The organism is Streptomyces nitrosporeus (assembly GCF_008704555.1).
Taxonomy (GTDB): Bacteria; Actinomycetota; Actinomycetes; order Streptomycetales; family Streptomycetaceae; genus Streptomyces; species Streptomyces nitrosporeus.
On the sequence record NZ_CP023702.1, the window covers coordinates 7,027,046 to 7,050,483 of the forward strand.

The window sequence follows — 23,438 nt, forward strand, 5'->3', positions numbered from 1 at the left end:
ACCCCACACCACTGACGAGAGGCACTCACACATGGCGAACAACATCCGCTCCATCTTCGAGACCGACCCCGACGCCAAGCCGAAGCCGAAGGCCAACTTCTCCAACGACGTCGTGGGCCGCTTCCGGTCCGGCCGGCTCGTCGGCAAGCAGCCGGAAAGCCTGAACGAGTGGCGCGTCACCACGGGTGACCCCGACGTCGCCGACACCATCGCGGCCCTGATGGGCGGCGTCAAGGAGGAGTGGGACACCGACAAGGAGGACAACCTCCAGGTGCTCACGGAGTCGAAGTCGGTGGAGGTCATCATCGAGAACTCCGACGCCATCGACGCCTCGATGAAGCTCTTCGGATTCTCCGGCCTCACCCACCACTGCGACGGCGTGAAGTACCTGTCGGACGAGGATCCGACGCTGGTCGGCACCCCGTGCGGCTGCCCTCCGCTCCTGGAGGACCGCAAGGCGCGTGCGAAGAGTGGCAAGGGGCCGAAGCCGTCGATCGACATCACGTTCAAGCTGGCGGCGAACCCGGAGCTGGGCAAGTTTCGCTTCAACAGCGGCGGTTGGTCGCTCGTCAACGTCCTCCACGAGGTCATCGAGGCGATCGATAACACGGGCGGCCGTCAGGAGGACGCGGACGGCAAGGTGACCGACCCGGGCCGCCCGGTGCGGGCCACGCTGACGATCGAGCACGTGGCCTACACGACCAAGGCGGGCCGTGACGTGGCCTACAACATGCCGGTCGTCAAGGTGCTGGGCGTCTACGAGGCCGCCCAGCCGGCTGACCTCCCGATGGCCGCCTGACCTATCGCGCGGCACACGAACGCAGCCCCTTCCGAGTAGAGGTCGGAGGGGGCTGCGTGGTCACGACTATACCCACTCACAGAGGAGAACTGACATGGCCAAGACCCGACTCACCGACTTCACCGGAGCCGAGATCCGTCCCGGCAAGCTGGTCGTCTACGCGACCCGGCGCGGAAATCGCGTCCGGCAGACGGAGGCAACCGTCATGGAGACCATGAGTGACAAGCGCGCTGGCCGGGTCGTCCCGCGGCTCAAGGTCCAGCCGACGGGCCGCGACTCCGGTTTCTCCGCCCGGTCAACGCTCGCCCCGCAGTACGTCAGCGCCGAACACGTCGTCGTCATCGGCGACGCCCCGACCGCCTGACCGACGCATCACCCGGCCTCCGCACACCGACGATGCGGGGGCCTTCGTACGGCACTCACGGAGGAGAGAGCATGGCAGAGTTCAAGGTGGGGGACAAGGTACGAGTCCTGGCCGGCGGCGAAGGCGTCATCACGTACGGCCCGGTGAACAGCACCTTCGACACCTACAAGATGTACGTCGTCAAGCAGGACGGCGACGACGAGCGGGCATTCAAGAGCGTCGACCTGGAGCCGCTCCCGGAGTTCGCCGTCGGCGACAAGGTCACGTCGACGGCTGCCTTCGCCGGCGTCGCGGGCAACCTAGTGGCCGGTCCCTTCGCCTCCGCGTACGGCGGGTCGCCGTTCTGGGTGATGGAGCTGGACGGGGTTCACCATGCGCCTGCGGAGAGTTCCCTCATCAAGGTAGAAGCCCCCGCCCTTGTCCCGGTCGGTACCCGTGTGCGGATCGATCGGGCGACGTACGCGGACAGGTGCCACGGCCGCACGGGCACGGTGACGAGCAACACGGAGACGTGGCGCGAGAGCAACGGCGACACCCACGTCTACTGCGTCCAGATCAGCGACGACGTGGACGACTGCGTCTATGTCGCCGAGGTCACCCCCGTCGACGAGCCGGCCGACGATGCCTGGACGTACAAGGGCGTGACCTACGTCCCCGGCGTCGACTACCTCGACAACAACGGCGACCTCTGGCGGTTCGCGCTCATCGACGGCGTGCTCCACGGAGACTGGGGACGGAGCCGGTACAGCGTGTCGGCCGACGCCTTCGACATCTCCGGAGCCGTCCTCAACTACGGACCCTTCGTCAAGCAGTGACCACCCCGCTCCCGGCGCCCACGTGGCCCGGGAGCGGGGTGCGTAGGAGAGAGAGGAGAGCCCATGGACATAACCCCCGCCCTACGTCGTCGGGACGTCCACGCCGTGGTGGTTGAGTTCTATCGGAGATACCGCGAAGAGGATCGACTGTCCCATGAGGAAGCGGTGGTAAGTGCCGTGGGAGTGACGGTATCTGCGTTTCGCATCATGGATGAATCGTCCGCAGCCTACGGCCTCCCACCCGCCCATCCGGTCACTGGGGACCAAGCACGCGAAGCACTTACCTACCACACGCCTTGAAACGAGGAGACCCGCATGGCAACCGCACAGTACGACACCCGCACGCGCACCCTCGAAGAGACGGTCATCGTTCTCACGCTGACGCAGGACGAGGCGGACGAGCTGCGGGAGGTTCTCGCATCCGATGCCAGCACCCGGGCGACGGTGTGCATCCTGGACGCGCTGACCCGGCCGACCCAGCCTGAGCAGTCCGCCCCGGCGGCCGACACGTACACGTCGGCTGCGGGTATCACCTACGACTTGTCGGCGTCGTATCGGGACCGGGGTGGGGACGTTTGGGAGTTCACCGGGAAGCGCACCGTGCACTCCGGTCGGCCCTTCGTGACCTACACCGGCTACATGGACAACGACGACACAGTGGACGACATCGAAGCCAACTGGGGCCCGCTGGTGAAGGTCACCCAGTGACAACCATCCACACCATCGACGCCGCCAACGCCCCGGCCCTGGGCGATATCCGGGCCGCCGGCGAGGAGGCCGTGATCCGGGTGCGGAGGAACGCGACGGAGCGCAAGGACTTCGCGAAGTACTGGGAGGCCGTCGGTGTCGCGCTCGTGCGCGGGGCTGTGGTCGAGGTGATCAATCGAGAGGGGAACTGATGATGGTCGAGGTGGGGCACTTCTACCGCGACAAGGGCGGCGACATCTACCAGGCGGTGACGCCGCTGATCGTCCAGTTCGTCGCGTTCGGTCACGGTGACCCGGACGTGGAGCCGTTCGACGTCGTACCGCTGGACAGAGCATCGGACGCCGGCGACCTTGTGGAGGTCCGGCCGACGGGTTGGGAGGCGGTCTGATGGCGACGGACGGCAGAATCGAAGACACGGAGCAGTGGCGCTCCGTCGTTGAGTACCAGACTCGGAAGTCGAATCCGGAGAGCACCTTCCAGAACCGGTTCGACGTCCCTGCGTACCTCGAAGAGTGGAACGAGGAGATCCGCACTGAGACCCGCGGTCCGTACCAGTCAGCAGGTAACGCGCGGATCCAGGCGTCCCGAGACGCCGCGAGCCGAACCAAGCAGGTGCACGGCGGCTGGGGCCCGAACCCGCGCATGACCACTGCGCGCGTCGTCCGCGTCTACGTCGAACGAGCCTCCCTCGCGTGGGAGCCGTTCGACGAGCGCGACCCGGAGACGAAGAAATGGGGCGGCTCATGAACCACGACCCCACCCTCCGCATCGTCCGGGCCGTCCCCGACGAGGAGCCTGTCACCTTCAGCCAACCGCGCAGCGTGTATGCCTTGTGGCCCTGGCTGACCGAGGAGTTCATGAGGGAGCTGGAGGAGCAGTGAGCCGCATCAACGTGCACAAGGTCAGCACCATGGCGGAGAACGGGGAGCGTGAGCATACCCGGATTCCTCCGGTCCACGAGAACACGGAGGTAGCCAGCTCCCGCGAGGGCGAAGAGTTGTCGATGGCGGCCACGATCATCGACCTCGTCGACGCCCTGGACAACGGCGAGGCCCTCGTCATCACCCGCGACATCTTCTAGGGGGAGCGAATGAGCGAGCGCACGTTGTCACCTGACGGTGACTGGGTGAGTGCGGGAACGTTCGATCTGCGGATCGTACGCAGCGACCCGATTGGTACCTTCCGCGTCCGGCCGACGTCGCCAACAGAGCCGCGCCGCTTCAAGGACTGCGACGGCGACACCTGGACGGAGTACGAGCCGGGGAGGGTGAAGCTGACCGCGCGAGCTGACGGGTCGACCATGTACCTCGGAGTCACGGACAACCTTGCCGACGTTGTCGACGAGCACGGCCCCCTCACCGAGGTCCGCTCTGACGACCTCGATCCCGCCCGCCTGGAGCGCACCCTCCGTGCGTACGTGGCGGAGCTGGACTACGGCCGTCACAAGGCGATCCAGTGCGACAAGGACGACGGCGTCGATCGGTACCCCGACGAGGTGGAGAACTTCCTTCGGTTCTGGGAGGCAGCAGCGTGAGACTTAACGCTTCCTCCAGAAAGCCATCAGATCGGCCAACGCCCTGATGATCTCTGGACGTTCCGTCGCCTCCGCCTTGTGCAGGGAGATGACGAGCGACGTCAGGATCATGACGACGAACAGGCCGACGACGTAAAGGAAGATCTCTGGCGCTCCAGACGCCACCTGTTCAAGTACTGCCCACACTGTGCGCCTCCCGGGGCGGGTTAGCCGCTGACTCCGGGAGAACTCCGCTGAGGCGGAGACCTCAACGAAGACAGACGGGTGCCTGTCGTAACACAGCGCCCGCCACTGTGCGCCGTGCAAGCACGGCTATTCGCTGAGGTCGGAAGACCTTTTGGTGCATACATCTGAGGTGCGGGCCAGCAACTCGCCGCCGTACTCGGCCGTGGGTTGCCGTGAAGCAGAGGGCCAAAAGAGGAAGGGGAAAACTGGCCCCTTCGCGCTCCCAGCTACTTCACCGACAAGCATACGGGGCGTCACATTGCCGAGCAAATGACCAGGTTAGGGGCTCAATTGAGCAATCCATCGAAGGCTAAAGGCACCGCGTGGGAATCCGCCTGGACCGCCTACATCCGGGAGCACCACAACCCGGAGGCACACCGGAACGTGCAGACGGGCGCCAAGGACATCGGCGACGTCTCGGGCTACTACCTCCACGCTGCGGAGCTGAAGGCAGAGCGGACGATCACCCTTTCCGACTACATCGCGCAAGCCAATCGCGAGGCCATTAACGCCGGCCAGCCGTACGGCTGCGCGGTCGTCAAGCGGCGGATGAAGGGCGTCGCGGACGGCTACGTCGTGCGCGACGTGGCGACGGATGTGCGGCTGATGAACCGGCTGAAGGACGCGGAGGAGATCCTCCGAGCCATCGCCCCGACGGTCTACGAGGACTTCGACCAACGGCACATGGAGGCAGCGTGACGCAGCGTATCGAGTTCAAGGGTTTCGTCACCGTCGACCAGGAAGCGCCGCTGGACGTTGGCGACGCCCGTAGGCAGGTGATCAAAGCTCTGTACCTGGGCGATCGGTTCGCCGATGGCTACACCACCACGTTGGACGAAGTGACGTTCTTCTCGACCGTCGGCGACGACGAATAGCCCCACGCTAGTCGACTAGCGCGAGTACCTGGCCCCCGGCGACCTCGGTCCCGGGGGCTGAGTGCGTAGAAGACCGCCCACCACGAGAGGAGAGCCGTGCGACTGACCGACATCCTGGGGCGCCTGAGCGGGGTCATCGATGACCACGACGGCCACCTTGCGCTTTGCCCAGCGCATCGAGACCGGACCACACCCAGCCTGAAACTGACCCTCAAGGACGACGGGCAGCTTCTGTACGTGTGTCGGGCCGGCTGCGCGCAGAAGGACGTGAGCGCCAAGATGAAGGAGCTGGGGCTCAACCCGTCCGACTTCTTCAACGTCGACAGCCAGGGCATGAAGACCATATCTGCCAAGGCCCCGGAAACTGTCGGCCCCGGTGAGATCGCCGGACTCCGGATGCTCATCGACGAGACGTCGGCCGCACTGGCGGCGTCGGACGAGGCGACGACGTACCTGGCCGGCCGTTTCGGACTCACCGTCGACCAGGCGGAGGACCTGGGCGTCGGCTATGCGGCGCCGGGCGACCGTCCGCAGCCGTGGCTGTCCCGCGGCTTCACGAGGCACCCGCGAATCACGGTGCCGCTGTACGGGTTCGACGGCGTCGCTCGTGGTCTCCAAGGTCGCGACATCGGCGGTAAATGCCCCGCCCGGTGGGTGTCCCTGACGAACCCCGACGGGCGGACGTGGGCGAAGTGGGGGCTGCTCCGCTCCGGCGCCGGCTTCGACACTGTCCTCGTCACCGAGGGCCCTGGTGATGCCTTGACCGCCGTGGGTGCCGGATACGACGCGGTGGCCGTTCGCGGTGCCGGCCTCGCCCGGAATGCCGCCCTCGTCGCCGAACTGGCCGCCGGGCTGCGGGACCTGGACGTCGTCATCTGCGGCGACCGGGACCGGGCCGGGGCCGGCTTCACCGACTCCCTTGCGGAGGCTCTCGTCAAGGCGGGCGTCATGGTGCGGCGCCTGGAGATCCCGCACGAGGGCGACGACCTGACCGACTGGAGGAAGCGGGACGCAGAGGCGTTCCCCGCGGCTTTCCATGCCGTCGTCCGCTCCGCCTCCGTCGTCGACCTGGCGCCGGAGCCCACCTCCGAGCCACCGAAGAAGGAGGTAGACATGCCCGCGACCGACGCCGCCCTGGCGGAGATGGACCTCTCCTCCCGGCAGCTCTTCGACAACTCCGACGTCGGGGTGGCCGTTCGTCTCCGCGACTTCATGGCGCGCGACGGCGGGGGGGTGCGGTACGCGGACGGACTGGGCTTCCTCGTCTGGGATGGCACGATCTGGGTTCCGGGAGCGAAGCGGGTACGAAGCTCTCTCCACCTCCTGGGCGCGGAGCTGCTGGCGTCGGGAGAGGATGCCGACCGTCGGCTGGCGCTGAAGGCGCTGACGAACCGCTCGATCGACGCCGTCATGAAGGAGCTTCCCTCCGTCCCTGGCGTGCCGGTGGAGGCGAGTGACTTCGACGCCCGTCACGATCTGCTGTCCGTGGCGAACGGGACGATCAACCTCCGCACGGGGCAGCTCCACCCACACAGCCCGGACGACATGATCACGAAGCGGCTCTCCGTCGCCTACCACCCGGACGCCCCTGCGGAGAGGTGGGGCCAGTTCCTGACGGAGGTGTTCCCCGGACACCCGGACCTGCCGGCGTACATGCAGCGCCTCGTCGGCTACGGCTGCACCGGGTCGACGTCGGAGCACTGCTTCGCCTTCATGCATGGGCAGGGGAGCAACGGGAAGTCGGTGTTCCTGGACGCTCTGATCTACGTCTTCAAGGGCGTCACGCAGGCGACGCAGTTCTCCACCTTCGAGAAGTCAGTGAGCGTCGGCCAGGCGTCGCCGGAGCTGGCCTCTCTCCGCGGAGCGCGGCTTGTGACGGCGAGCGAGACGGAGAAGTACAGCCGCCTCGCGGAGGCTCTCGTGAAGCAGCTCACGGGGGGCGATCCGATTACGTGCCGCTTCCTGAACCAGAACCCGTTCACGTACGTCCCCAGCTTCCTGCTCATGGTCGCCGGTAACTTCAAGCCGGCCATCCTGTCGCAGGACGAGGGGACCTGGCGCCGGGTCAAGCTGATCCCCTTCGACGCGACGTTCTCCTACGCGCTGGGCAACAAGGACACCACGCTCCCTGCCAAGCTCCGCGACGAGGCGGAGGGGATCCTCGCGTGGGCCGTGGCCGGCGCCGTGGAGTGGTACGCGAACGGACTGGGAGAGCCCTCCTCCGTCGCCACGGCAACTCAGGCGTACCGGGAGTCGGAGGACCGGCTCCAGGAGTTCCTGAACGCGTGCTGCGTCCGCGAGGACGGCGCACGAGTGGCTCCCATGGCAATCCGCCGGACGTACGCGGAGTGGGCGGAGGATGCCGGCCTGGACCGCAAGGAGCGGCTCTCGGGGTGGGCCCTCGCTGTCGAGCTTGAGTCCCGCGGGTTCACCAAGGACAAGCGCAAGGGCTCGTGGGGCTTCAATGGCCTCCGCCTCATGACCGACGAGGAACGCAGCATCGCGAGTCGACTCGCGGAGGACGTCGACGAGACGCCCGAAGACATCGGTTCGACGGACATCTTCAACCAGCCGAAGGAGGCAGCGTGAGGCACTACACCTTCCCCCTGTTGGGACGTGAGTTCCCTGTCTCAACCCCCGAGCGGCCGGAAGACCTGGCCCACTTCATCGCCTGGCTGTCGCGCCAGACGCAGCCCGTCGCCGTCGACTCGGAGACTCACGGCCTGGACATCCTCTCCGGCGATCCGGAGTACGTCCGCATGGTTCAGTTCGGCAGCCAGGAAGAGGCGTGGAACATCCCCACGGAACTGGGGATGTCGTTCAAGGAGGCGGCCCGGACCGCGCTGTGGATGCTCATTGACGGCGTCGGCATCACGGGCCACAACTGGGCCGCCTTCGACGCCCCTGCCCTCCATGTACACCTGGGCATCCCCTACGACGACCTGTGCAAGAACGCCGTCGACACGATGCTGTGCTCCAAGCTCGTCGACCCGCGGGCGGTCCAGGAGGGCGGCATCGGCTCCAGCCTCAAGCCGCTCTCGGACCACTACATCGACCCGACGGCAGCCGACACTCAGGGCGACCTGACGGCCGTCTTCCGGTCCCTCGGGCTGACGAAGGCAGTGGGCTTCAGCCGGATCGACCTGTGGCACCCGATCTACCAGAGCTACGGCGGCGGCGACGTGCTGCTCACCGCCCGCCTCCGGCCCAAGCTGGAAAACAAGCTCCGCCTCCTGGGCGTTCCCCAGCGCCTCGTGGACTACGAGCACGAGGTGGCTCGCATCTGCGGCCACATGCAGATACGCGGGCTCCTCCTGGACCAGGACTACACCCGGCGCCTGGCCGACGAGCTGGGGGAGGAGGAAGCCACTCAGACCGCCATCGTCCGCACCTACGGCGTGGAGAAGCTGGGCAGTCCCGCACAGATCGCGGAGGCGCTTATCGGCATGGGTGAGTCCCTCACGGAGCGAACGGCCGGCGGTGCGGTCAAGGCGGACAAGAGCGTTCTATCCGCGCTGGCGGACATGGACCTGTACGGCAACCGGCTCCACGTCCGTACGCCCAACCCGCTCGCCGTGGCCGTCATCAAGGCGAAGCGGGCGGGGAAGTGGAAGAGCGCCTACGCGGACAACTTCCTGACGTCGCTGGACCGCAACGGGCGGATCCACCCGGGCATCAGGACCATGCAGGCACGCACCGGGCGCATGTCCGTGACGAACCCTGCCGTCCAGACCCTCCCGTCAGGCGACTGGAAGATCCGGCGGTGCTTCCTGGCGGAGCCGGGGGAGCGGATCATCTCCGTCGACTTCCAGGCCGTGGAGCTGCGTGTCCTGGCGGCGCTCGCCGGCGTCAAGCGGATGAAGGAGGCGATCAGCCTCGGTCGTGACCTCCACTCCTTCACCGCGGAACTGGTCTTCGGCCCCGACTTCACTCCGAAGCACCGCAAGATTTCGAAGGCGATCGGCTTCGGAGTGGTCTACGGAGGCGGGGCGGCGACGATTCAGCGTCAGACCGGCGCCCCGATGGAGGAGGTCAAGCGGGCCGTCGCCGCGTACCACCGGACCTACCCGGAGGTGCGTCGGGCGGCGAATCGGTGGCAGCGCGAGGCGTTCTCGAACGGCATGGTGACGACGTCGGTGACCGGCCGGCGGCTCCCACTCGACCGCGACAGGACGTACGCCGTAACGAACTACCAGGTCCAGAGCGCCGCCCGGGACTGCTTGGGTCAGGCGCTGATCAACATGGAGGAGGCCGGGCTGCTGCCGTACCTCCGTCTGCCCGTCCATGACGAGGTCATCGCTTCGGCGCCGGCACGGGAGGCGGACGACATCGGTCGAGCCATCGGGAAGTGCATGACGTTCGACCTCTTTGGCGTGCCGATCGAGTCGGACCCGGAGGTCGGCGGCCGGAGCTGGGGCTCGCTGTATCTGCCTGACGACCAGCGAGCCGCCCACGACGAGTGGTACGCCAATGCGGGGTTGGCAACGTGATCACTCGGCAACTTCCGCGCCTCCCGACTGGCCGGCGCCCGACCGCAGTTGACCGGTCCCCGATGGCGGGAATCCCACCACAGGGCATCCACCCAGTGAGACGCCCGTGTCCCATTGCGCCCCCTACACCGCCTTGGACATCCCCGGGGTGTGCGAGACCCACAGTCTGGTCGCCTACCTCCTGTCCGAGATCCCTCCACGTCAGGCATACGCGCTGTGGGCGTTCTACGGCATCGGCATGATGGTGCTGCCCGACGCGGACGTGTCGGCCGATCTCCAGGTCTCCGTGCGCGGTGTGCGGGACCTGCGCAACAACGGTCTCGCATCCTGCCGTCGCATTGCGGCCCGGGACGACATCTCGTACGCCGCGTAAGTCACTACTGAACCGAAGGAACCCCGATCATGACCCGAATCCCCTCACTCGACGACTACGACGTTCAGGGCGTTCGTCCGGAGGAGGCAGCCCTTTGGGGCGGAGACGTCCTCCTGGCCGTCGAAGCGCGCACCGACGGTGATCTGATGGACGGCTACGACATCACCGACTGATCCACGCTAGTCGACTAGCGCGAATGCTGAACACGACAGGGGAGAGAGCATGACCGAGTACAAGATCGAGTGCATCGGTGACCCGCGGGACACCTTGGAGGCATTCAACGACGGCGAAGACATCATCTTCTTCAGCCGGCATGACGGTTCGACGAAGGTCAGTGTCTACGTCTCGCCCGCCGACGCCCGCACCTTCGCCCGCGGCATCCTGGCCCTGGCCGACGAGGTGGACGGGGGAGAGGCGGAGCCGGCTCCGGACAGCCGCCCGAGGGTCGGGGACCGCCTGCGCGTCACGAAGAACAATCCTAGGAGCGCCCCGGCCGAGACCGGCGACATCATCACCGTGTCGGCCGTCGACTACGACGACCCGAACAGTGAGGACTGCATCCGCTACCTGGCAGCGGGCGACGAGCCGGGTGACTACCAGTGGTTCGTCCCGCTGTCGGCCGTGGAGCCGGTCTCAGACGAGCCCGAGAGCACGTCTGAGACCGCCAAGCCCTCACGTGCCCGTCTCCTGGAGGCCGCCATGGACGCCATGAGCGGCAGCGGCACCTACACCGCGTCCGACCTGATCGAGCTGGCCGACTACCTGGCGGGAGAGAACGCATGAGCGACGTCAAGGTGGGCGACCGGGTCGAGATCACGCAGTACCGACGAAACGACGACTACGGTAACGGATGCACAGGGGTCGTCCTCCAGATCGACACGGATGACGTGCCTTTCCTTGTGAAGACGGACACCGGCGAAAAAATGTGGGCAAGTGAGGTCCGCAAGCTGGGTGCCACCGTCACCGTCGCCCGTGAAGCCCTCGTGACCCGCGCCAAGGAACTTCTGGCCGACACCCCGCACACCGTTACCGACATCATCACCATGGCCACTTTCCTGGCCGGCGAGTAGCAGCGCACCAAGTGCCCGGGGCTGCGGCTCCGGGCCGCCCACGCTAGTCGACTAGCGCGGGTTGTTGTGTCGGTCGACATATGTGTGCCATAGTGGAGTCACGCCAGCGGCTCACGGAGAGCCCGGCGGGAGGAGAGAGCCATGAACTGGACCACCGAGATCCTTCGCTCGGGAATCGCCGTCGACGTCGCGTCTGACGACCGCGGAACCCTGGGTGTACCGGGCACCTGGCACCGAGTGCGCCAGGGCTCGACCATCCTGCTCACCACCCGCAATCGGGGCGACGCGCTCCGACGCTTTCAGCACCTGGCGTTCCGAACCTCCGGAGCCTGATAGCCGAAACGCCCTCCGGGGCGTCCGCGGGGACTGGCCTACCCGCGCTGATGAGGCAGGCCGTAGGAGGAGAGATGGACAGCGAAGACCAGATGATCGACACCCTGTCGACGACCATCGACGCGTTCTTCAGGGAGGTCGACCCCGAGAACTTCGAGACCGAAGACCTTGCGTACAGCCTGCTCCGGGCCATGAGGCGGGACGGTCACGTTTCCTGATCCACCCGCCCCGCATAGGCAAGCCCACACGGCGCCCCCAGCGCCAGGGCGCGCGGTTCGAATCCGCGGCGGGGCACTTGATGAACGAAACGCAGGAGGGCGGGATATGAAGGCTCGTTGGACGCCGGCTCTGTTTCTGATGATGACCAAGGCAGAAAACGGCAACGTGGACGGTCACCGGAGAACAGTTGATGCGGCCCTGAACCGAGGGTGGGTTGAGCCCGTGCGCCAGTGGACCGAGCGGTCAGCCTCTCGGTATCACCGGCGAGCACGCGCGACGGAACACATCTGGACGGTTGTCGGGTACCGAGTGACCCTCGCGGGAGTGCAGGCGCTTGCCGACGAGCGTGAGCGCCGGAAGTACGCGTAGCCCAGCGGCATCAGAAGACAGGTAGGCGACAGTGACCGAGCGATACACCGTGGAGCAGACCGGCCCCCGTGATTGGGCGGTGTGGGACGACAAGGATGAGCGGTTCGTCCATGACACGACGACCATGGAGGCCGCAGAGGACCACGCGGCACACCTGAACACCCAGAGCTAGCACCACCCGCCCCGGAAAGGCAGTCAGGCGAGTGCGAGTCTCGCCCGGGGCACTTCGTCAAACCACGTCAGGAGTCAGCATGGCCGCCATCACCGTCCCCGCATCCGAGATCCTCCCGGATGACGTCCTGTGCAACGTCCTCGGTACGCCCTTCGCCGTCGTCGCGACCGTTATTGGTGACGAGGAGGTGGGAGTCTGGGTGTCGGCGTACACCCTGGACGGCGCGTGTTGGTTCCCCGTGACGTTCGACGTGGGGGAGGACGCGATCGTCATCCGGGCGGAGCCGGCGGCCGACACGTCTGCCGCAGTCGCGCTAGTCGACTAACGTGGATCCCTCATCGAGTGTTGTGTCGGTCGACATATGTGTGTCATGATGGTGGAACACCGCAAGGGATTCACGGAAGGGGACAACATGAAGGTCTACAAGATCAAGGGCACCACGGACGACGTCACCACCTGTGAGCTGTGCGGCCGTCCGGAACTGAAGGGCACAGTGATGCTTGTCTCGCTTGACGCCGATGGCAACGAAGACGGCGACGTTTCCTACTTCGGAACCTCCTGCGCGGCAAAAGCGACTGGTTGGACGATCCGGGAGGTAAAGGCAGGGGTCAAGGCCGCAAAGGACGAAGCGCGCGATCGCCTGCGCGCCGAGCGTGACGCCATGTGGGCCGCAGAGCGCGAGTTCTTGGCCGGCTGGTACCTGACGCACTACGGGACGACTGACCTCCACATAGCCGCAGACCGTGCGGGTGTGTCGGCGGTCAAGCTCTCTGGTGAAGCCATCCACGCGTACCGCGAGGTGCAGCGTACGGCAGAGCCCGCTCCCGCCGAGAAGCTGGCAGAGGAGTTGGAGGTCGCGGAGGAACTGACCGTCGGGTATCGAGAAACCCTTGTCCGCGTTGCCGACGCTGAGTGCGTTATTCGTACGGAGGTCGGCGGTAAGATCCGCACCTCAAAGCAGCTGGAGACGGCTCACACAAATGCCGTTAAGGCAGCCCTCATTGAGATGCGCCGGGCAAACCTCACGGCTTTCAAGGCTGCTGCGGAGGCGGCAGAGGAGAAGTCGGAGCGGGTTGGTCGTCGCTGGCTGGAGGAGAAAGACGCCAAGCGCGCCCGTGCCATCGTTCGTCGCGCTGAGCGGGGCACCTTTCACTCGCACATCTCTCCGTGGGCCACGGATCTGAAACCGTTCCCGAAGGTCAGGTTCACCGACAAGGTGCCTGTCTATCTCGTCGAGGTGGCACCGGGGCATTACGCGACCGCCGAAGCCGCGGAGCAACTCACACTTTGCTGAGAGCCTCCCCAGGAGCCCCTGCCAGTAGAGGCGGCAGGGGCTCCACCCATTCACACCAACACGCACACTCAAGGAGCACACCACGTGAGACGCATCGACCCGATCCTCCTCCAGGCCACCATTGCTGCCGCTCTGTCCTTCGCCCACATCCACGACATCGCAGCGGCTGCCGGCCAGGGCGGATGGAAGGCGTGGGCCTACCCCGTCTCCGTCGACCTCTTGATGGTCATGGCCTGGCGACGGATGCGGACGGGGGAGGGGCGTGCGAAGAAGATCGCGTGGTTCTGGTTCCTGCTGTCCCTCGCAGCCTCCCTCGGTGCGAACGTGGCGACGTCCGGCGTGATGGACATGGAAGCTCTTCCGACGTGGCTGCGCGTCCTCGTTGCGGGCTGGCCGGCGGTGGCCTTCCTCGGTGGCTCGCTCCTGGTACACAAGGCCGCTGAGGAGCCCGCTCAGGAACCACAGGAGGCCGCTGGAGAGCCTGTGGTGGAGCCGGAGCCACTGGTGGACGACGAGCCTGTGGAAGCCCCTTACGCGCCCATTCTCGTCACCTACGCAGAGGCCGCGGACCACGTCGGTCTGAGCGAGGTCACCGTCCGCGGGGCAGCCAACGGAGGTCGGCTCCAGAAGTACGACGGCGACGACCCGCGACGAGTGTACGTCGACCTGCGTGAGTGCCACACTGTGTTCAGTCAGAGCCGGCAGCGCGCCGGGGTTTGAGGAGAGATCATGAGCGTCAGGCGCGATCGTGACGTAATTGCAGCGTGGGCCGCGTCTCCGGACGGCAGAGCCCTGTTCCTGTCAGGGCTTCGGGCGGACGGGGAGTGCCGTATCTGGACTAAGCATGCCAAGCGCGGTACGTATCCGATATGGAACATCGGCGGGCGGCCGTTCTCGGCCCGGCGCATCATGTGGGAATTGCTTGGTAAGGAGCTTCCCGACGACATGGATCTTGTGAATACCTGCGGGAATCTGCTGTGTGTCGCCCACACTGTGGTGGCTCCCAACGCGCTTGCCGCCCAGACCCATTGTCTCCGCGGACATCCTCTGACCGAGGACAACCTGGTGGCGTCCGTCACCACCGAGCGACGCTGCCTCGTGTGCCACCGAATGCACAGTCGAAAGGCAGTGGCCCGATACCGCGCACGCAAGCTCGCAGCGAAGGCTTAAGGAGGAGCCATGAACTTCGAGATCAAGGGGCTGCACGAGTGTTACACCCCCTCTCAGGCTCGCGAGCTGGCCGCCGCTCTGCTCCGGGCGGCTGACGAGGCGGAGTCCGGCGTGTCGGAAGAGGCTCGTCTCCGCAAAGAGCTGGCGGCCGTCAACGACGCTCTCCGGGACGCGGGGATCGACTACCCGCTAGGTGCTCGCGGAGTACGAGATCTGGTCGCCCAACGGGATCTGGCACGCGAGGACGACTAGCCTCGTCCCATGAGCACCCAGACCGGCCCGTGCGCCAGTCACCGTCAGCCCTCACACCCTAAGGATTTAGCGTGACCACGAACCCACCGACGTGCGGCGTACTCGGATGGCTCACGGACGAGGACACGGTCCGACTCCAGAATCTCGCGTTCATGGGCTCCATCATGACGCTGGACGACAAGGAACTCCGGTGTGGAATGCCGGAGGGGCACCTTGACGCGCACGTCCAGTTCCTGATGGATCAGGCATTCACCAAGCCCGTGTACTGGTGGGCGTCGTGGCGGGACGGAGAGCTGCGGCACCACGCGGCCATGTTCACGGGGCCGGGGTGTACGGCTACGGCGCCTGGGAGCACGGACGAATGTACGCTGTTGGACGGGCACCTGGAGTTCACCCACGGGCAGCATTTGTTCGATTCCGACAGCTGAGCACCACCCGAGAGCCCTCGTCGTACGCCGACGGGGGCTCTTTGCGTTTCCGAGGTCAGTCGCCGTCGGGCAGCGTCCCGCGGCCACCGGGGCGTCACCCTGGCACAGGGGTGCGTCGCACGAATGGAAGTACGGGTTCTCCGTGCGACCGGCTCCGTCGCAATCCCAACAACGCACTGTCTGACGCACTCGAACGTTCATGGCAACAGGGTAGCGACCGACGTCCCCCTTCACGCTGCTTCCCGCGCATCAGCCAGCGCTGTCCGATACTCCACCGTCCACTGTGCCGACTGCTGGTCGGCCGGCAGACCGCTCAGCCCGGCCTGGAGATGATCCGCTGCGAGGGCGTGCTCGCGGAGTCCGAGATGCGCAAGGCCGATATTCAGCCGCTGGAAGGTCGGCGAGAGCCAATACGCCGTGCCGGGCGGGAGGTCGTCCCCGACGTGAAGGTTCGATGCCTCGTCCAGCAGTCGACGCGCCTCGTCATCGAGCCCGAGCATCGCGTACCCCTGCGCAGCCTGCGCGGCGTCGCCCATCCGCTGGGCAGGGTGGGCCCCGGGTGTGTGGTAAGCGGCAAGGAACCACCGAACTACCGCTCTCGGCCGGTGCTGCTGCCGGGCCAGGTAGCCGCGGAAGTTCAGAGCCTGAGCTGTCAGCGCCGGGACGTCGGTCTCGTCCGCCAGCTCCAGAGCCTCCGTCAGTAGCGGGACGGCCGCGGAATCCAGCCGGGCAGATGCATGAAGCCATCCCTCGAACTGCACCCACTCCGCCACAACGGCGGCCAGAGCATCGCGGTGCGGCCCTCTGGCGTTGCGGAGAACCGGCCGGAGCCGGGCCGCCTGAGCTTGGGTGGCGGGGATGAGCGACGCAGGTCCCAGGGCGTCATCCAGGCGTCTCTGCGCGGCCAGGATGCCCGCGAGCACCTTCACCGCCCCGCCGTCCAGCCGGCTCGGCCGGGAGATGACGCGCTCGATGCGACCCTCGTCGGCTGCGGTGCTCGTGATGGCGGCTAAAGCGACGAGCGTTCCCTCCGCACGAAGGAATGCGTCGAGATCCGCAGCGAGTTGCGGCGACGGGGACTGTCGGCCGGCGAGCGTTCGCGACAAGTAGGCGTGGTCGTAGGAGAGGGCGCGGGCTGCGGCTCGGATGGAGATCCCCCGCTCGCGCAGAGCCTGACGGACACTCACCCCGAATGCGTGGCTGGTCACGTCACCAGCGTAGCTCGCCGAAGCGAATAGTCACCACGCAGTCACCATTCAGATGCCTCCGGCGACGGATCAGGAGCGGCAGTATCTACGTAGCCGAAAAGTTCGGCGTACGTCCGGGAACACACGAAGAAGTGAGGACGATCATGCGTGCATGGCTCGGCACCACTCTCCTGACCGACCCCGAGGACAGCGACGGCCAGGGCGGTAACCCGCCGACCGGCGACAGCGACGACGGCCGCCAGTACTGAGCCGCTAGGCTCGCAGCTTCAGACGAACCGGGGCCGGTCTCTTGACCGTTGGGAGGCCGGCTCCTCCTGAGAGGGGCGCCAATGCACGTCGCAGATCACTGGCACGCGTACGCATGGATCGGGCACGCCAGGCCGGACGACAACGCCCGCGTTGACCCGACCCAGCCGGTGCCTCCGCTGGAGATTGTTCACTGGCTGAAGAAGCACTCCCGCCACGTCGCTGAGACCTTCGACAACACATCCGAAGGAGCGGCGTCAGCGTCGAAGTGGATGCGAGCGGGCGGGGAGGAGCATGAATTCGTCAGCGAAGCGGCGTTCCCGCTTGACGCGCGGATGCAATACGTGGAAGACGACATCCGTCGCGGGGCTGACGTCGTCTGGGGCTACTACTCAAAGACCCTGCGATACGTGAGCAGGGCTCTCATCGCCTGCCCACGGGATGGGCAGCAATGCCCATACGGTCACTGATTTTTCGGGCGGCCCGTCACGTACGAGCCCATTCCGCGCTCGGTGCGGATGGCGCCCTCCTCCCGTAGAGCACGCAGTACTTTCTGCGCCGTCACCACAGCGATGTCGAATTCGCCGCACACGGCGACGACAGAAGGTACGCGGGATCCCGGCGGGTAGGTGCCGTCTGCAATTCGCCGGCGGAGGATGTCGGCGACCTGGCGCCACTTGGGACGTGTCGGGTCCAGCTCTGTGCTCACATCGGCGACCGTAGATGATCATGGTACGTCAGTGCGATCGGTGGTCGCCTATAGACTGCCGTAGTGTTCTATAGAACACTGAAAACGTGAAAGACCCCCGCGACCGCGCGAACGGTCCGGGGGCATGGCCGACGCTACGAAGGAGCGACGACGTGGAAGAGCCTACCGGAGCAGTGCACCTGAGTGACCCCATGGGCCCGCAGTACCTGGAGCCCGCCCCTGACGTCGACTGCCGGATCTGCTGTGCGCTGGCTCGGCAGCGAACCGAGGCCCGAGCGTGCCAGGACTACTCGATGATCTCCGACTGCAATGTGGAGATCAACCAGCACCCCCACCCGCGGACGATCACCCGATGAGCCCCCGGACGGTGACTCGGCACGTGACGCACCGGATCTCGCCGCACCCGGACTTCCCGCTCATGTACTCCGCCCGCTGCCTGTCGTGCGGGTGGAACGACGAGGAGTCGTACTTCCCCGAGGCGGTAGATCTCGCGTGCATGGAGCACGCCGGGCGCAGTAACCACCGGCACTTCGAGCGGACGGCGACGTCGCAAGCGTTCGTCGTACGTGACGGAGAAGACCCCGTGCCTCCGCCCCTGACGCCCCCAGCGTCGCGGACGTAGGCACGGTTGGCACCCTGGCCGGTCCTGACTGGGAGTCCAGTGAGGTCGTCAGCCGGCCGGGTGTCCGGAGCCCCGTTTCCCCACCTGGGAGGCGGGGCTTCTCTGCGTCTGGAACACGAATGGGTGACTGTAGCTCGGTAGAGTTGGCACATGCCGGGCGCAAGGCGTCCACCGACCGCCCCTGGCGCGGCGGGGCGCCCATCGACGCGAGCGGCGAGGGCTGGCGGCCGGCCGGCCCGAGCCCGCTCGCCTACGACGACCGCCACCAGGTCCCCGCCGAACTGACCACCGACGAGATCCGGGAGATCACCGGGCAGTTCGCCGACGCCGCCCGCCGGGCGCTCGACGCCGGGTTCCAGGTCGCCGAGATCCACGGCGCCCACGGCTACCTGATCGGCGAGTTCCTCTCCCCGCACAGCAACCACCGCACCGACGCCTACGGCGGCTCCTTCGAGAACCGGACCCGCTTCGCCCTGGAGGTCGTGGACGCGGTGCGCGCCGTATGGCCCGAGGACCTCCCGCTGTTCTTCCGTATCTCCGCCACCGACTGGCTGAGCGAGAACGCCGAGGACGGCCGGGAGGGCTGGACCGCCGACGACACGGTGCGCCTGGCGCGCGAACTGCGGGCGCACGGCGTCGATCTGCTGGACGTGTCGACGGGCGGACTCGCCCCGAAGGCACGCATCCCCGTGGGGCCGGACTACCAGGTGCCGTTCGCCGAGCGGGTGCGCGAGGAGACGGACATGCCCGTGGCGGCCGTCGGACTGATCACCGAACCCGTCCAGGCCGAGAAGATCCTCACCGAGGGCCGTGCCGACGCCGTCCTGCTCGGCCGGGAACTGCTGCGCGACCCGTACTTCGCCCGCAACGCCTCCCGCGCGCTCGGCGGCGGCGCCGAGGCGCCCGAACAGTACGGCTGGGCGGTCTGAGGCCGCGCCGGGGCGGCGGCCCGACAGGCGGCCCCGGCGGACGGGGCGCATGCGGGCCGGGGCGTATGCGAGGCGGGGCGCACGGAGGAGCGGGGGCACGCGGGCCGGGGCCGCCGCGGCCCCGGACACCCGCCGGACACCGGTGCGGCCGGGGCGGCGGCCGCCGGTACGCTGGGCGGCGATGTCCACTCCCCAGGGCCCCACGCTCCGCGAACTGGCCGTCCAGGCACTGTCCTCGACGATGCGCGGATACGACCTGCTCGCCCCGAAGTTCGACCTGACGCCCTACCGGACCCCGGACCGGGTCCTCGACGCCGTCGCCCGCACCCTCCGGCCGCTCGGGCCGTTCGGCCGGGGGCTCGACGTCTGCTGCGGTACCGGGGCGGGCGTGGGCGTCCTGCGCGGGCTGTGCCGGGAGCGTGTCACCGGGGTCGACTTCAGCGCCGGCATGCTGGCCGTGGCGCGGTCGGCGTACCGCGACGCGGACGAGGGCCCGGGAGCGGACTGGGTGCGGGCGGACGCACGGGCGCTGCCCTTCGCGCCGGTGTTCGATCTCGCCCTGAGCCTCGGGGCCTTCGGCCACTTCCTGCCCGGGGAGCGCCCGGGGCTGTTCGCCCAGGTGCACGCGTCACTGCGGCCGGGCGGCAGCTTCGCCTTCCCGGTCGGCGCACCGCCCGCGGTCGGCTCGCGGGCGTACTGGTCGATGCTCGGTTTCGACGGCGCCATGCGCGTACGCAACGCGCTGTGGCGCCCGGAGTTCATCATGTACTACCGCACTTTTCCGCTCACCGGGGTGATGGACGACCTGGCGCGGGCCGGGTTCGCGGTGCGGCTGCTGCCGTTGGAGGACCTCGGCCGCCGGGCGGACGGCAGCCCCCGGGCCCGCCTGGTGGTCGCCACCCGGACCGGGTGACCCCGGCGCGGCGGCGGCCGGACCGGCCATGGCCGAAGCTACGACGTTTCTCGTACAATAGGGCTCCCCGGACGAAGTGGAGCCCCCGTGACGCCGACCGCCCGCGCGCTCGCCCACCCCTCGCGTGAGGAGATCCGCGTCGAGGGCGTGCTCCACGCGCTCTCCGACCCCATGCGGCTGCGCATCGTCCGGCGGCTCGCCGGGGCCGCCGCCGAACTGGCCTGCTCCCGCTTCGACCTCCCGGTGTCCAAATCCACCAGCACGCACCACTTCCGGGTGCTGCGGGAGAGCGGAGTGATCCGCCAGATCTACCGGGGCACGGCCAAGATGAGCGTCCTGCGCTCCGAGGACCTGGACGTCCTCTTCCCGGGTCTGCTGGACAGCGTGCTGAGCGCGGTGGACCTGCAGGCGGAACGCCTCGGCGAGGACTGACCGCCTCCCCGTCCGGTCCCCTCAGTCCAGCAGGGAACGCATCCGGTCGATCTCGACCGTCTGCTGGGCGATCACATCGGTGGCCATCTCCTCGATCTGCACGTTGTTCCCGTCCGACAGGGCCTCGGCCGCCATGGTGACCGCTCCCTGGTGATGGGTGATCATCAGCCGCAGGAAGAGCGCGTCGAAGGCCTCGCCCTCGGCGGCCCGCAACCGCTCCAGCTGGGCCTCGGTCGCCATGCCGGGCATCGTGGAGTGGTCGTGCGCCTCCTCGCGCCCGTCCCCGCCGTTGTTCGTCAGCCACCCCTGCATGGCGCCGATCTCCGGCCGCTGTCCCGCCGCGATGCGTGCCGAGAGGGCCTTGACGGTGGCGGAGGAAGCACGGTCCGGGACCAGGGAGGTGAGGACCACCGCCTGTTCGTGGTGCGCGATCATCATGCGGGCGTACCGGAAGTCCGCGGAGTTGGGGCTGTCGTTCCCGGCCTCCTTCACCGCTTCGCCGGGGGAGAGGGTCCGCGCGGGCTCGCCGGGCCTGCCGGGCGCGACGACCGCCGGCCCCCGGTCCGCCCGTGCGCCGGGGTCCGGGCCGTCCCCGTCGCAGGACGACAGGAGGAGCGCGGCGGCCGTGAGCGCCCCGAGGGCGACGAGGCCCCGCCGGAACGGGAGATGGCGGGGCGGAAGCTGACGGAGCGGGACGAGACGGGCTGTCAACGCGAGAACCTCCTGTGCCGCGCGGATGTGTGTGACCGTCCTAGCAGTTCCCCCGGAGGAGCGGCGAAAATCTTTCATTACGTGTTTGTTGCCATCTGTTGGTATGTACATGCTGAGGGTCATACTGCCGGGGTCCAGGGACAGTTCACCTGTGACGGGAGACAAGGGAGGACTCAGTGACCTCGTTGCACACCACCCGCGTGCGGCGCAGACGTCTTGGGGTGGCGGCAGCCGCTGCCGGGCTCGTCGCCGCACTGTTCACGGCCGGTCCCGCGGCCGCGACCCCCGACCCCGGCGACACCGCCACCACCGACGGCGGCGTCCCGGTGAGCCGGCAGATCGAGGCCCGGGCCGAAGCCGCCATCCGAAGCGGTGAGGTGCCGGGTGTGGACGAGATCGTCCACAGCGACAACATCGAACACCTCACCAACGTCCCCAAGAACGCGCTCAAGGGGCTCAACACGGACCTGGCCTTCCAGGGCAGGTACGCCTACGCGGGCAACTACGACGGCTTCCGCATCTTCGACATCAGCAACCCGGAGAAGCCGAGGACCGTCGCCGAGGTGCTCTGCCCCGGCTCGCAGAACGACATATCCGTGTCGGGGAACCTGCTGTTCCTGTCCACGGACTCCTCGCGCAGTGACGACTCGTGCGCGAGCACGAGCCAGCCCGCCACGGAGAAGTCCTCCTGGGAGGGCATGAAGGTCTTCGACATCAGCGACAAGCGCAACCCGAAGTACGTCGCCGCCGTCGAGACCGCGTGCGGCTCGCACACCCACACGATCATCCCCGAGCGCGGGAACGTGTACGTGTACGTCTCCTCGTACGCGCCGAACGAGGCGTTCCCGGACTGCCGGCCGCCGCACGACGGGATCTCCGTCATCAAGGTGCCGCGCAACGCCCCCGAGGACTCACGGGTCGTGAACTTCCCCGTGCTCTTCCCGGACGGCGGAAACCCCGGAGCACCGGCCAACCCCGGGGTCTCCAGGACCACCGGGTGCCACGACATCACCGTGCTGCCGTCGAAGGACCTGGCCGCCGGGGCGTGCATGGGGGACGGCCTGCTGTTCTCCATCGAGGACCCGGAGAACCCGAGGGTCATCGACCGGGTGCAGGACAACGTGAACTTCGCGTTCTGGCACTCCGCCACCTTCAACCAGAGAACCGACAAGGTCGTCTTCACCGACGAGCTGGGCGGCGGTGGCGCGGCCACCTGCAACGAGGAGACCGGCCCGAACCGTGGAGCCAACGGCGTCTACGACATCGTCGGCCGGGGCGACCACCGCAAGCTGGTCTTCCGCAGCTACTTCAAGATCGACCGCCCGCAGGCCGAGACGGAGGTCTGCGTCGCGCACAACGGGTCGCTCATCCCGGTGAAGGGCAAGGACCTGATGGTCCAGGCCTGGTACCAGGGGGGCGTCTCCGTGTGGGACTTCACCGACTCCTCGAAGCCCCGCGAGATCGCCTACTTCGAGCGCGGCCCGGTCTCCACGGACGCGGTGACCACGGCCGGGCCCTGGTCGGCGTACTACTACAACGGCTACATCTACTCCAACGACATCGCCAAGGGGCTGGACGTCCTCAAGCTGAACGACCGGCGGACGGACCCGGCGAAGAAGGTGCGGCTGGACGAGCTCAACGTGCAGACGCAGCCGGACTACTTCCGCCGCTGATCCGGTTCCCCGGTCCGGCCGCCGACAGCGGGCGTTCCGGGCCCTGCGGAAGGGTGCCCCGCCGGTCCTCACCGGTGGGGCACCGGGCTGAAGGCCGTCCCGGACGTTCTGCGGCAGCCTTCGGTACGCGGGAGAGGAATGCTGCCTGCGGCATTGACCGGCGGGCGCGGCGGGGTCATGATATGGCCCCTGGTTCCGGCGATGCGGGGGATCGCCGGAGTCAGCGACGCCCCGCGTCCCGGGGCCGTGTCAGACGGCCGGCCGTACGCTCGTCCCCGTCACGGCGGCCCACTCCACCAGAAGCCGCTGGTACTCCGTCTCGTCCTCCGGGGACAGCAGACCGCCCGAACGCTGCCACAGCTCGCGGATCTCCTCGTTGACCACGGAGGCGGGACGCGCGGAGGCGGAGCGTGCGGAAGCCGGGCGTGCGGGGACCTGGTGTGCGGGGGCGGACGTGTTCGGAGACAGGGACATGGTTCCAGATTAAGGCCGCCGAACGCCCGTT

At 67.6% G+C, this 23,438-nt stretch carries 37 protein-coding genes, 1 other RNA gene and 1 pseudogene; 34 read left to right on the plus strand and 5 right to left on the minus strand.

Annotation, left to right across the window (positions count from 1 at the left end; genetic code table 11):
* Positions 1–31: 31 nt before the first annotated feature.
* The 10 genes from CP967_RS31210 (at position 32) to CP967_RS31250 (ending at position 4,220) form a co-directional block, all read left to right on the plus strand.
* On the plus strand, positions 32–799 hold the full coding sequence (locus CP967_RS31210) for a recombination directionality factor (RefSeq protein WP_150491172.1): 768 nt from the start codon (positions 32–34) through the stop codon (positions 797–799).
* A gap of 94 nt (positions 800–893) precedes the next feature.
* Positions 894–1,163, plus strand: coding sequence for a hypothetical protein (locus CP967_RS31215; protein WP_150491173.1), 270 nt, complete (start codon positions 894–896; stop codon positions 1,161–1,163).
* Positions 1,164–1,234: 71 nt separating this feature from the next.
* Positions 1,235–1,978, plus strand: a complete 744-nt coding sequence (locus tag CP967_RS31220; RefSeq protein WP_150491174.1) for a hypothetical protein — start codon at positions 1,235–1,237, stop codon at positions 1,976–1,978.
* 315 nt (positions 1,979–2,293) lie between these two features.
* The gene (locus tag CP967_RS31225; RefSeq protein WP_150491175.1) at positions 2,294–2,686 is read left to right on the plus strand and encodes a phiSA1p31-related protein; all 393 of its coding nucleotides are present in this window, start codon (positions 2,294–2,296) and stop codon (positions 2,684–2,686) included.
* Positions 2,683–2,877, plus strand: a complete 195-nt coding sequence (locus CP967_RS31230) for a hypothetical protein (RefSeq protein WP_150491176.1) — start codon at positions 2,683–2,685, stop codon at positions 2,875–2,877. Before CP967_RS31225 ends, CP967_RS31230 begins: the two co-directional genes overlap by 4 nt.
* Positions 2,877–3,074, plus strand: a complete 198-nt coding sequence (locus CP967_RS31235; RefSeq protein ID WP_150491177.1) for a hypothetical protein — start codon at positions 2,877–2,879, stop codon at positions 3,072–3,074. The genes CP967_RS31230 and CP967_RS31235 overlap by 1 nt, the downstream gene beginning before the upstream one ends.
* On the plus strand, positions 3,074–3,433 hold the full coding sequence (locus tag CP967_RS31240; RefSeq protein ID WP_150491178.1) for a hypothetical protein: 360 nt from the start codon (positions 3,074–3,076) through the stop codon (positions 3,431–3,433). Before CP967_RS31235 ends, CP967_RS31240 begins: the two co-directional genes overlap by 1 nt.
* Positions 3,430–3,567 carry a hypothetical protein gene (locus CP967_RS34200; RefSeq protein WP_167535287.1) on the plus strand — a complete coding sequence of 46 codons (138 nt, stop codon included), beginning with the start codon at positions 3,430–3,432 and terminating at the stop codon, positions 3,565–3,567. The genes CP967_RS31240 and CP967_RS34200 overlap by 4 nt, the downstream gene beginning before the upstream one ends.
* On the plus strand, positions 3,564–3,767 hold the full coding sequence (locus tag CP967_RS31245; RefSeq protein ID WP_150491179.1) for a hypothetical protein: 204 nt from the start codon (positions 3,564–3,566) through the stop codon (positions 3,765–3,767). Before CP967_RS34200 ends, CP967_RS31245 begins: the two co-directional genes overlap by 4 nt.
* Positions 3,768–3,812: 45 nt before the next feature.
* Positions 3,813–4,220: a hypothetical protein gene (locus CP967_RS31250; RefSeq protein ID WP_150491180.1), complete on the plus strand. Its 408-nt coding sequence runs from the start codon at positions 3,813–3,815 to the stop codon at positions 4,218–4,220.
* A gap of 3 nt (positions 4,221–4,223) precedes the next feature.
* Here the strand turns inward: CP967_RS31250 and CP967_RS31255 are convergent, their stop codons facing one another.
* Entirely contained in the window at positions 4,224–4,406 is a 183-nt protein-coding gene (locus CP967_RS31255; RefSeq protein ID WP_150491181.1) for a hypothetical protein, read from the minus strand.
* 330 nt (positions 4,407–4,736) lie between these two features.
* Between CP967_RS31255 and CP967_RS31260 the strand changes: the two genes are divergently transcribed.
* The 17 genes from CP967_RS31260 to CP967_RS31325 all read left to right on the plus strand — a co-directional run bounded on the left by CP967_RS31260 (position 4,737) and on the right by CP967_RS31325 (position 15,490).
* Positions 4,737–5,144: a hypothetical protein gene (locus CP967_RS31260; RefSeq protein WP_229888287.1), complete on the plus strand. Its 408-nt coding sequence runs from the start codon at positions 4,737–4,739 to the stop codon at positions 5,142–5,144.
* Positions 5,141–5,320 carry a hypothetical protein gene (locus CP967_RS31265; protein WP_150491183.1) on the plus strand — a complete coding sequence of 60 codons (180 nt, stop codon included), beginning with the start codon at positions 5,141–5,143 and terminating at the stop codon, positions 5,318–5,320. The genes CP967_RS31260 and CP967_RS31265 overlap by 4 nt, the downstream gene beginning before the upstream one ends.
* A 267-nt stretch (positions 5,321–5,587) precedes the next feature.
* A complete protein-coding gene (locus tag CP967_RS31270; RefSeq protein WP_229888288.1) occupies positions 5,588–7,909 on the plus strand; it encodes a phage/plasmid primase, P4 family in 2,322 nt (773 codons plus the stop codon).
* Complete coding sequence (locus tag CP967_RS31275) at positions 7,906–9,810, plus strand: DNA polymerase (RefSeq protein ID WP_150491185.1); 1,905 nt, start codon at positions 7,906–7,908, stop codon at positions 9,808–9,810. Before CP967_RS31270 ends, CP967_RS31275 begins: the two co-directional genes overlap by 4 nt.
* Positions 9,811–9,916: 106 nt before the next feature.
* The gene (locus CP967_RS31280; protein ID WP_150491186.1) at positions 9,917–10,183 is read left to right on the plus strand and encodes a hypothetical protein; all 267 of its coding nucleotides are present in this window, start codon (positions 9,917–9,919) and stop codon (positions 10,181–10,183) included.
* 29 nt (positions 10,184–10,212) lie between these two features.
* Complete coding sequence (locus CP967_RS34205; RefSeq protein ID WP_167535470.1) at positions 10,213–10,356, plus strand: hypothetical protein; 144 nt, start codon at positions 10,213–10,215, stop codon at positions 10,354–10,356.
* A gap of 49 nt (positions 10,357–10,405) precedes the next feature.
* Positions 10,406–10,966 (plus strand): hypothetical protein, encoded by a 561-nt coding sequence (locus tag CP967_RS31285; protein ID WP_150491187.1) that lies wholly within the window; start codon positions 10,406–10,408, stop codon positions 10,964–10,966.
* On the plus strand, positions 10,963–11,253 hold the full coding sequence (locus CP967_RS31290) for a hypothetical protein (RefSeq protein ID WP_150491188.1): 291 nt from the start codon (positions 10,963–10,965) through the stop codon (positions 11,251–11,253). The genes CP967_RS31285 and CP967_RS31290 overlap by 4 nt, the downstream gene beginning before the upstream one ends.
* Before the next feature lie 141 nt (positions 11,254–11,394).
* Positions 11,395–11,586 (plus strand): hypothetical protein, encoded by a 192-nt coding sequence (locus CP967_RS31295; protein WP_150491189.1) that lies wholly within the window; start codon positions 11,395–11,397, stop codon positions 11,584–11,586.
* Position 11,587: 1 nt separating this feature from the next.
* An RNA gene (locus CP967_RS31300) (hammerhead ribozyme type II) lies at positions 11,588–11,651 on the plus strand.
* Positions 11,652–11,660: 9 nt separating this feature from the next.
* Positions 11,661–11,804, plus strand: coding sequence for a hypothetical protein (locus CP967_RS34210; protein WP_167535471.1), 144 nt, complete (start codon positions 11,661–11,663; stop codon positions 11,802–11,804).
* A 401-nt stretch (positions 11,805–12,205) separates the two neighbouring features.
* Entirely contained in the window at positions 12,206–12,346 is a 141-nt protein-coding gene (locus CP967_RS34215; RefSeq protein ID WP_167535472.1) for a hypothetical protein, read from the plus strand.
* A 79-nt stretch (positions 12,347–12,425) separates the two neighbouring features.
* On the plus strand, positions 12,426–12,671 hold the full coding sequence (locus CP967_RS31305; protein WP_150491190.1) for a hypothetical protein: 246 nt from the start codon (positions 12,426–12,428) through the stop codon (positions 12,669–12,671).
* Between the two features lie 87 nt (positions 12,672–12,758).
* Complete coding sequence (locus tag CP967_RS31310; RefSeq protein ID WP_150491191.1) at positions 12,759–13,640, plus strand: hypothetical protein; 882 nt, start codon at positions 12,759–12,761, stop codon at positions 13,638–13,640.
* 84 nt (positions 13,641–13,724) lie between these two features.
* Positions 13,725–14,360: a DUF2637 domain-containing protein gene (locus tag CP967_RS31315; protein ID WP_229888289.1), complete on the plus strand. Its 636-nt coding sequence runs from the start codon at positions 13,725–13,727 to the stop codon at positions 14,358–14,360.
* Positions 14,361–14,819: 459 nt separating this feature from the next.
* Complete coding sequence (locus CP967_RS31320; RefSeq protein WP_150491193.1) at positions 14,820–15,062, plus strand: hypothetical protein; 243 nt, start codon at positions 14,820–14,822, stop codon at positions 15,060–15,062.
* Positions 15,063–15,133: 71 nt separating this feature from the next.
* Positions 15,134–15,490, plus strand: coding sequence for a hypothetical protein (locus CP967_RS31325; protein ID WP_150491194.1), 357 nt, complete (start codon positions 15,134–15,136; stop codon positions 15,488–15,490).
* A gap of 230 nt (positions 15,491–15,720) precedes the next feature.
* Here the strand turns inward: CP967_RS31325 and CP967_RS31330 are convergent, their stop codons facing one another.
* On the minus strand, positions 15,721–16,698 hold the full coding sequence (locus CP967_RS31330; RefSeq protein WP_150491195.1) for a helix-turn-helix domain-containing protein: 978 nt from the start codon (positions 16,696–16,698) through the stop codon (positions 15,721–15,723).
* A gap of 329 nt (positions 16,699–17,027) precedes the next feature.
* On the opposite strand from CP967_RS31330, the gene CP967_RS31335 reads away from it, so the two are divergent.
* Positions 17,028–17,414 carry a hypothetical protein gene (locus tag CP967_RS31335; RefSeq protein WP_150491196.1) on the plus strand — a complete coding sequence of 129 codons (387 nt, stop codon included), beginning with the start codon at positions 17,028–17,030 and terminating at the stop codon, positions 17,412–17,414.
* On the opposite strand, the gene CP967_RS31340 is transcribed toward CP967_RS31335, so the two are convergent.
* Entirely contained in the window at positions 17,408–17,653 is a 246-nt protein-coding gene (locus tag CP967_RS31340) for a GntR family transcriptional regulator (RefSeq protein ID WP_150491197.1), read from the minus strand. The two genes, CP967_RS31335 and CP967_RS31340, sit on opposite strands and share 7 nt — an antisense overlap.
* Before the next feature lie 152 nt (positions 17,654–17,805).
* On the opposite strand from CP967_RS31340, the gene CP967_RS31345 reads away from it, so the two are divergent.
* From CP967_RS31345 to CP967_RS31365, 5 genes and pseudogenes are all read left to right on the plus strand, one after another.
* Positions 17,806–18,009 carry a hypothetical protein gene (locus CP967_RS31345; RefSeq protein ID WP_150491198.1) on the plus strand — a complete coding sequence of 68 codons (204 nt, stop codon included), beginning with the start codon at positions 17,806–17,808 and terminating at the stop codon, positions 18,007–18,009.
* Positions 18,006–18,275 (plus strand): DUF7848 domain-containing protein, encoded by a 270-nt coding sequence (locus CP967_RS35545; RefSeq protein WP_150491199.1) that lies wholly within the window; start codon positions 18,006–18,008, stop codon positions 18,273–18,275. Before CP967_RS31345 ends, CP967_RS35545 begins: the two co-directional genes overlap by 4 nt.
* A 140-nt stretch (positions 18,276–18,415) precedes the next feature.
* Positions 18,416–19,204: pseudogene (locus CP967_RS31355) on the plus strand (oxidoreductase); the annotation flags it as partial.
* Positions 19,205–19,385: 181 nt separating this feature from the next.
* Positions 19,386–20,117, plus strand: a complete 732-nt coding sequence (locus CP967_RS31360; protein ID WP_150491200.1) for a class I SAM-dependent methyltransferase — start codon at positions 19,386–19,388, stop codon at positions 20,115–20,117.
* Between the two features lie 87 nt (positions 20,118–20,204).
* A complete protein-coding gene (locus CP967_RS31365) occupies positions 20,205–20,549 on the plus strand; it encodes an ArsR/SmtB family transcription factor (protein ID WP_150491201.1) in 345 nt (114 codons plus the stop codon).
* A 21-nt stretch (positions 20,550–20,570) separates the two neighbouring features.
* Here the strand turns inward: CP967_RS31365 and CP967_RS31370 are convergent, their stop codons facing one another.
* Positions 20,571–21,260, minus strand: a complete 690-nt coding sequence (locus CP967_RS31370; RefSeq protein WP_373300344.1) for a DUF305 domain-containing protein — start codon at positions 21,258–21,260, stop codon at positions 20,571–20,573.
* A 176-nt stretch (positions 21,261–21,436) separates the two neighbouring features.
* Here CP967_RS31370 and CP967_RS31375 point away from each other — a divergent pair, with 176 nt between their 5' ends.
* Complete coding sequence (locus CP967_RS31375) at positions 21,437–22,933, plus strand: LVIVD repeat-containing protein (RefSeq protein WP_150491202.1); 1,497 nt, start codon at positions 21,437–21,439, stop codon at positions 22,931–22,933.
* Between the two features lie 249 nt (positions 22,934–23,182).
* On the opposite strand, the gene CP967_RS31380 is transcribed toward CP967_RS31375, so the two are convergent.
* Positions 23,183–23,407 carry a hypothetical protein gene (locus CP967_RS31380; protein WP_150491203.1) on the minus strand — a complete coding sequence of 75 codons (225 nt, stop codon included), beginning with the start codon at positions 23,405–23,407 and terminating at the stop codon, positions 23,183–23,185.
* Between the last annotated feature and the right edge of the window lie 31 nt (positions 23,408–23,438).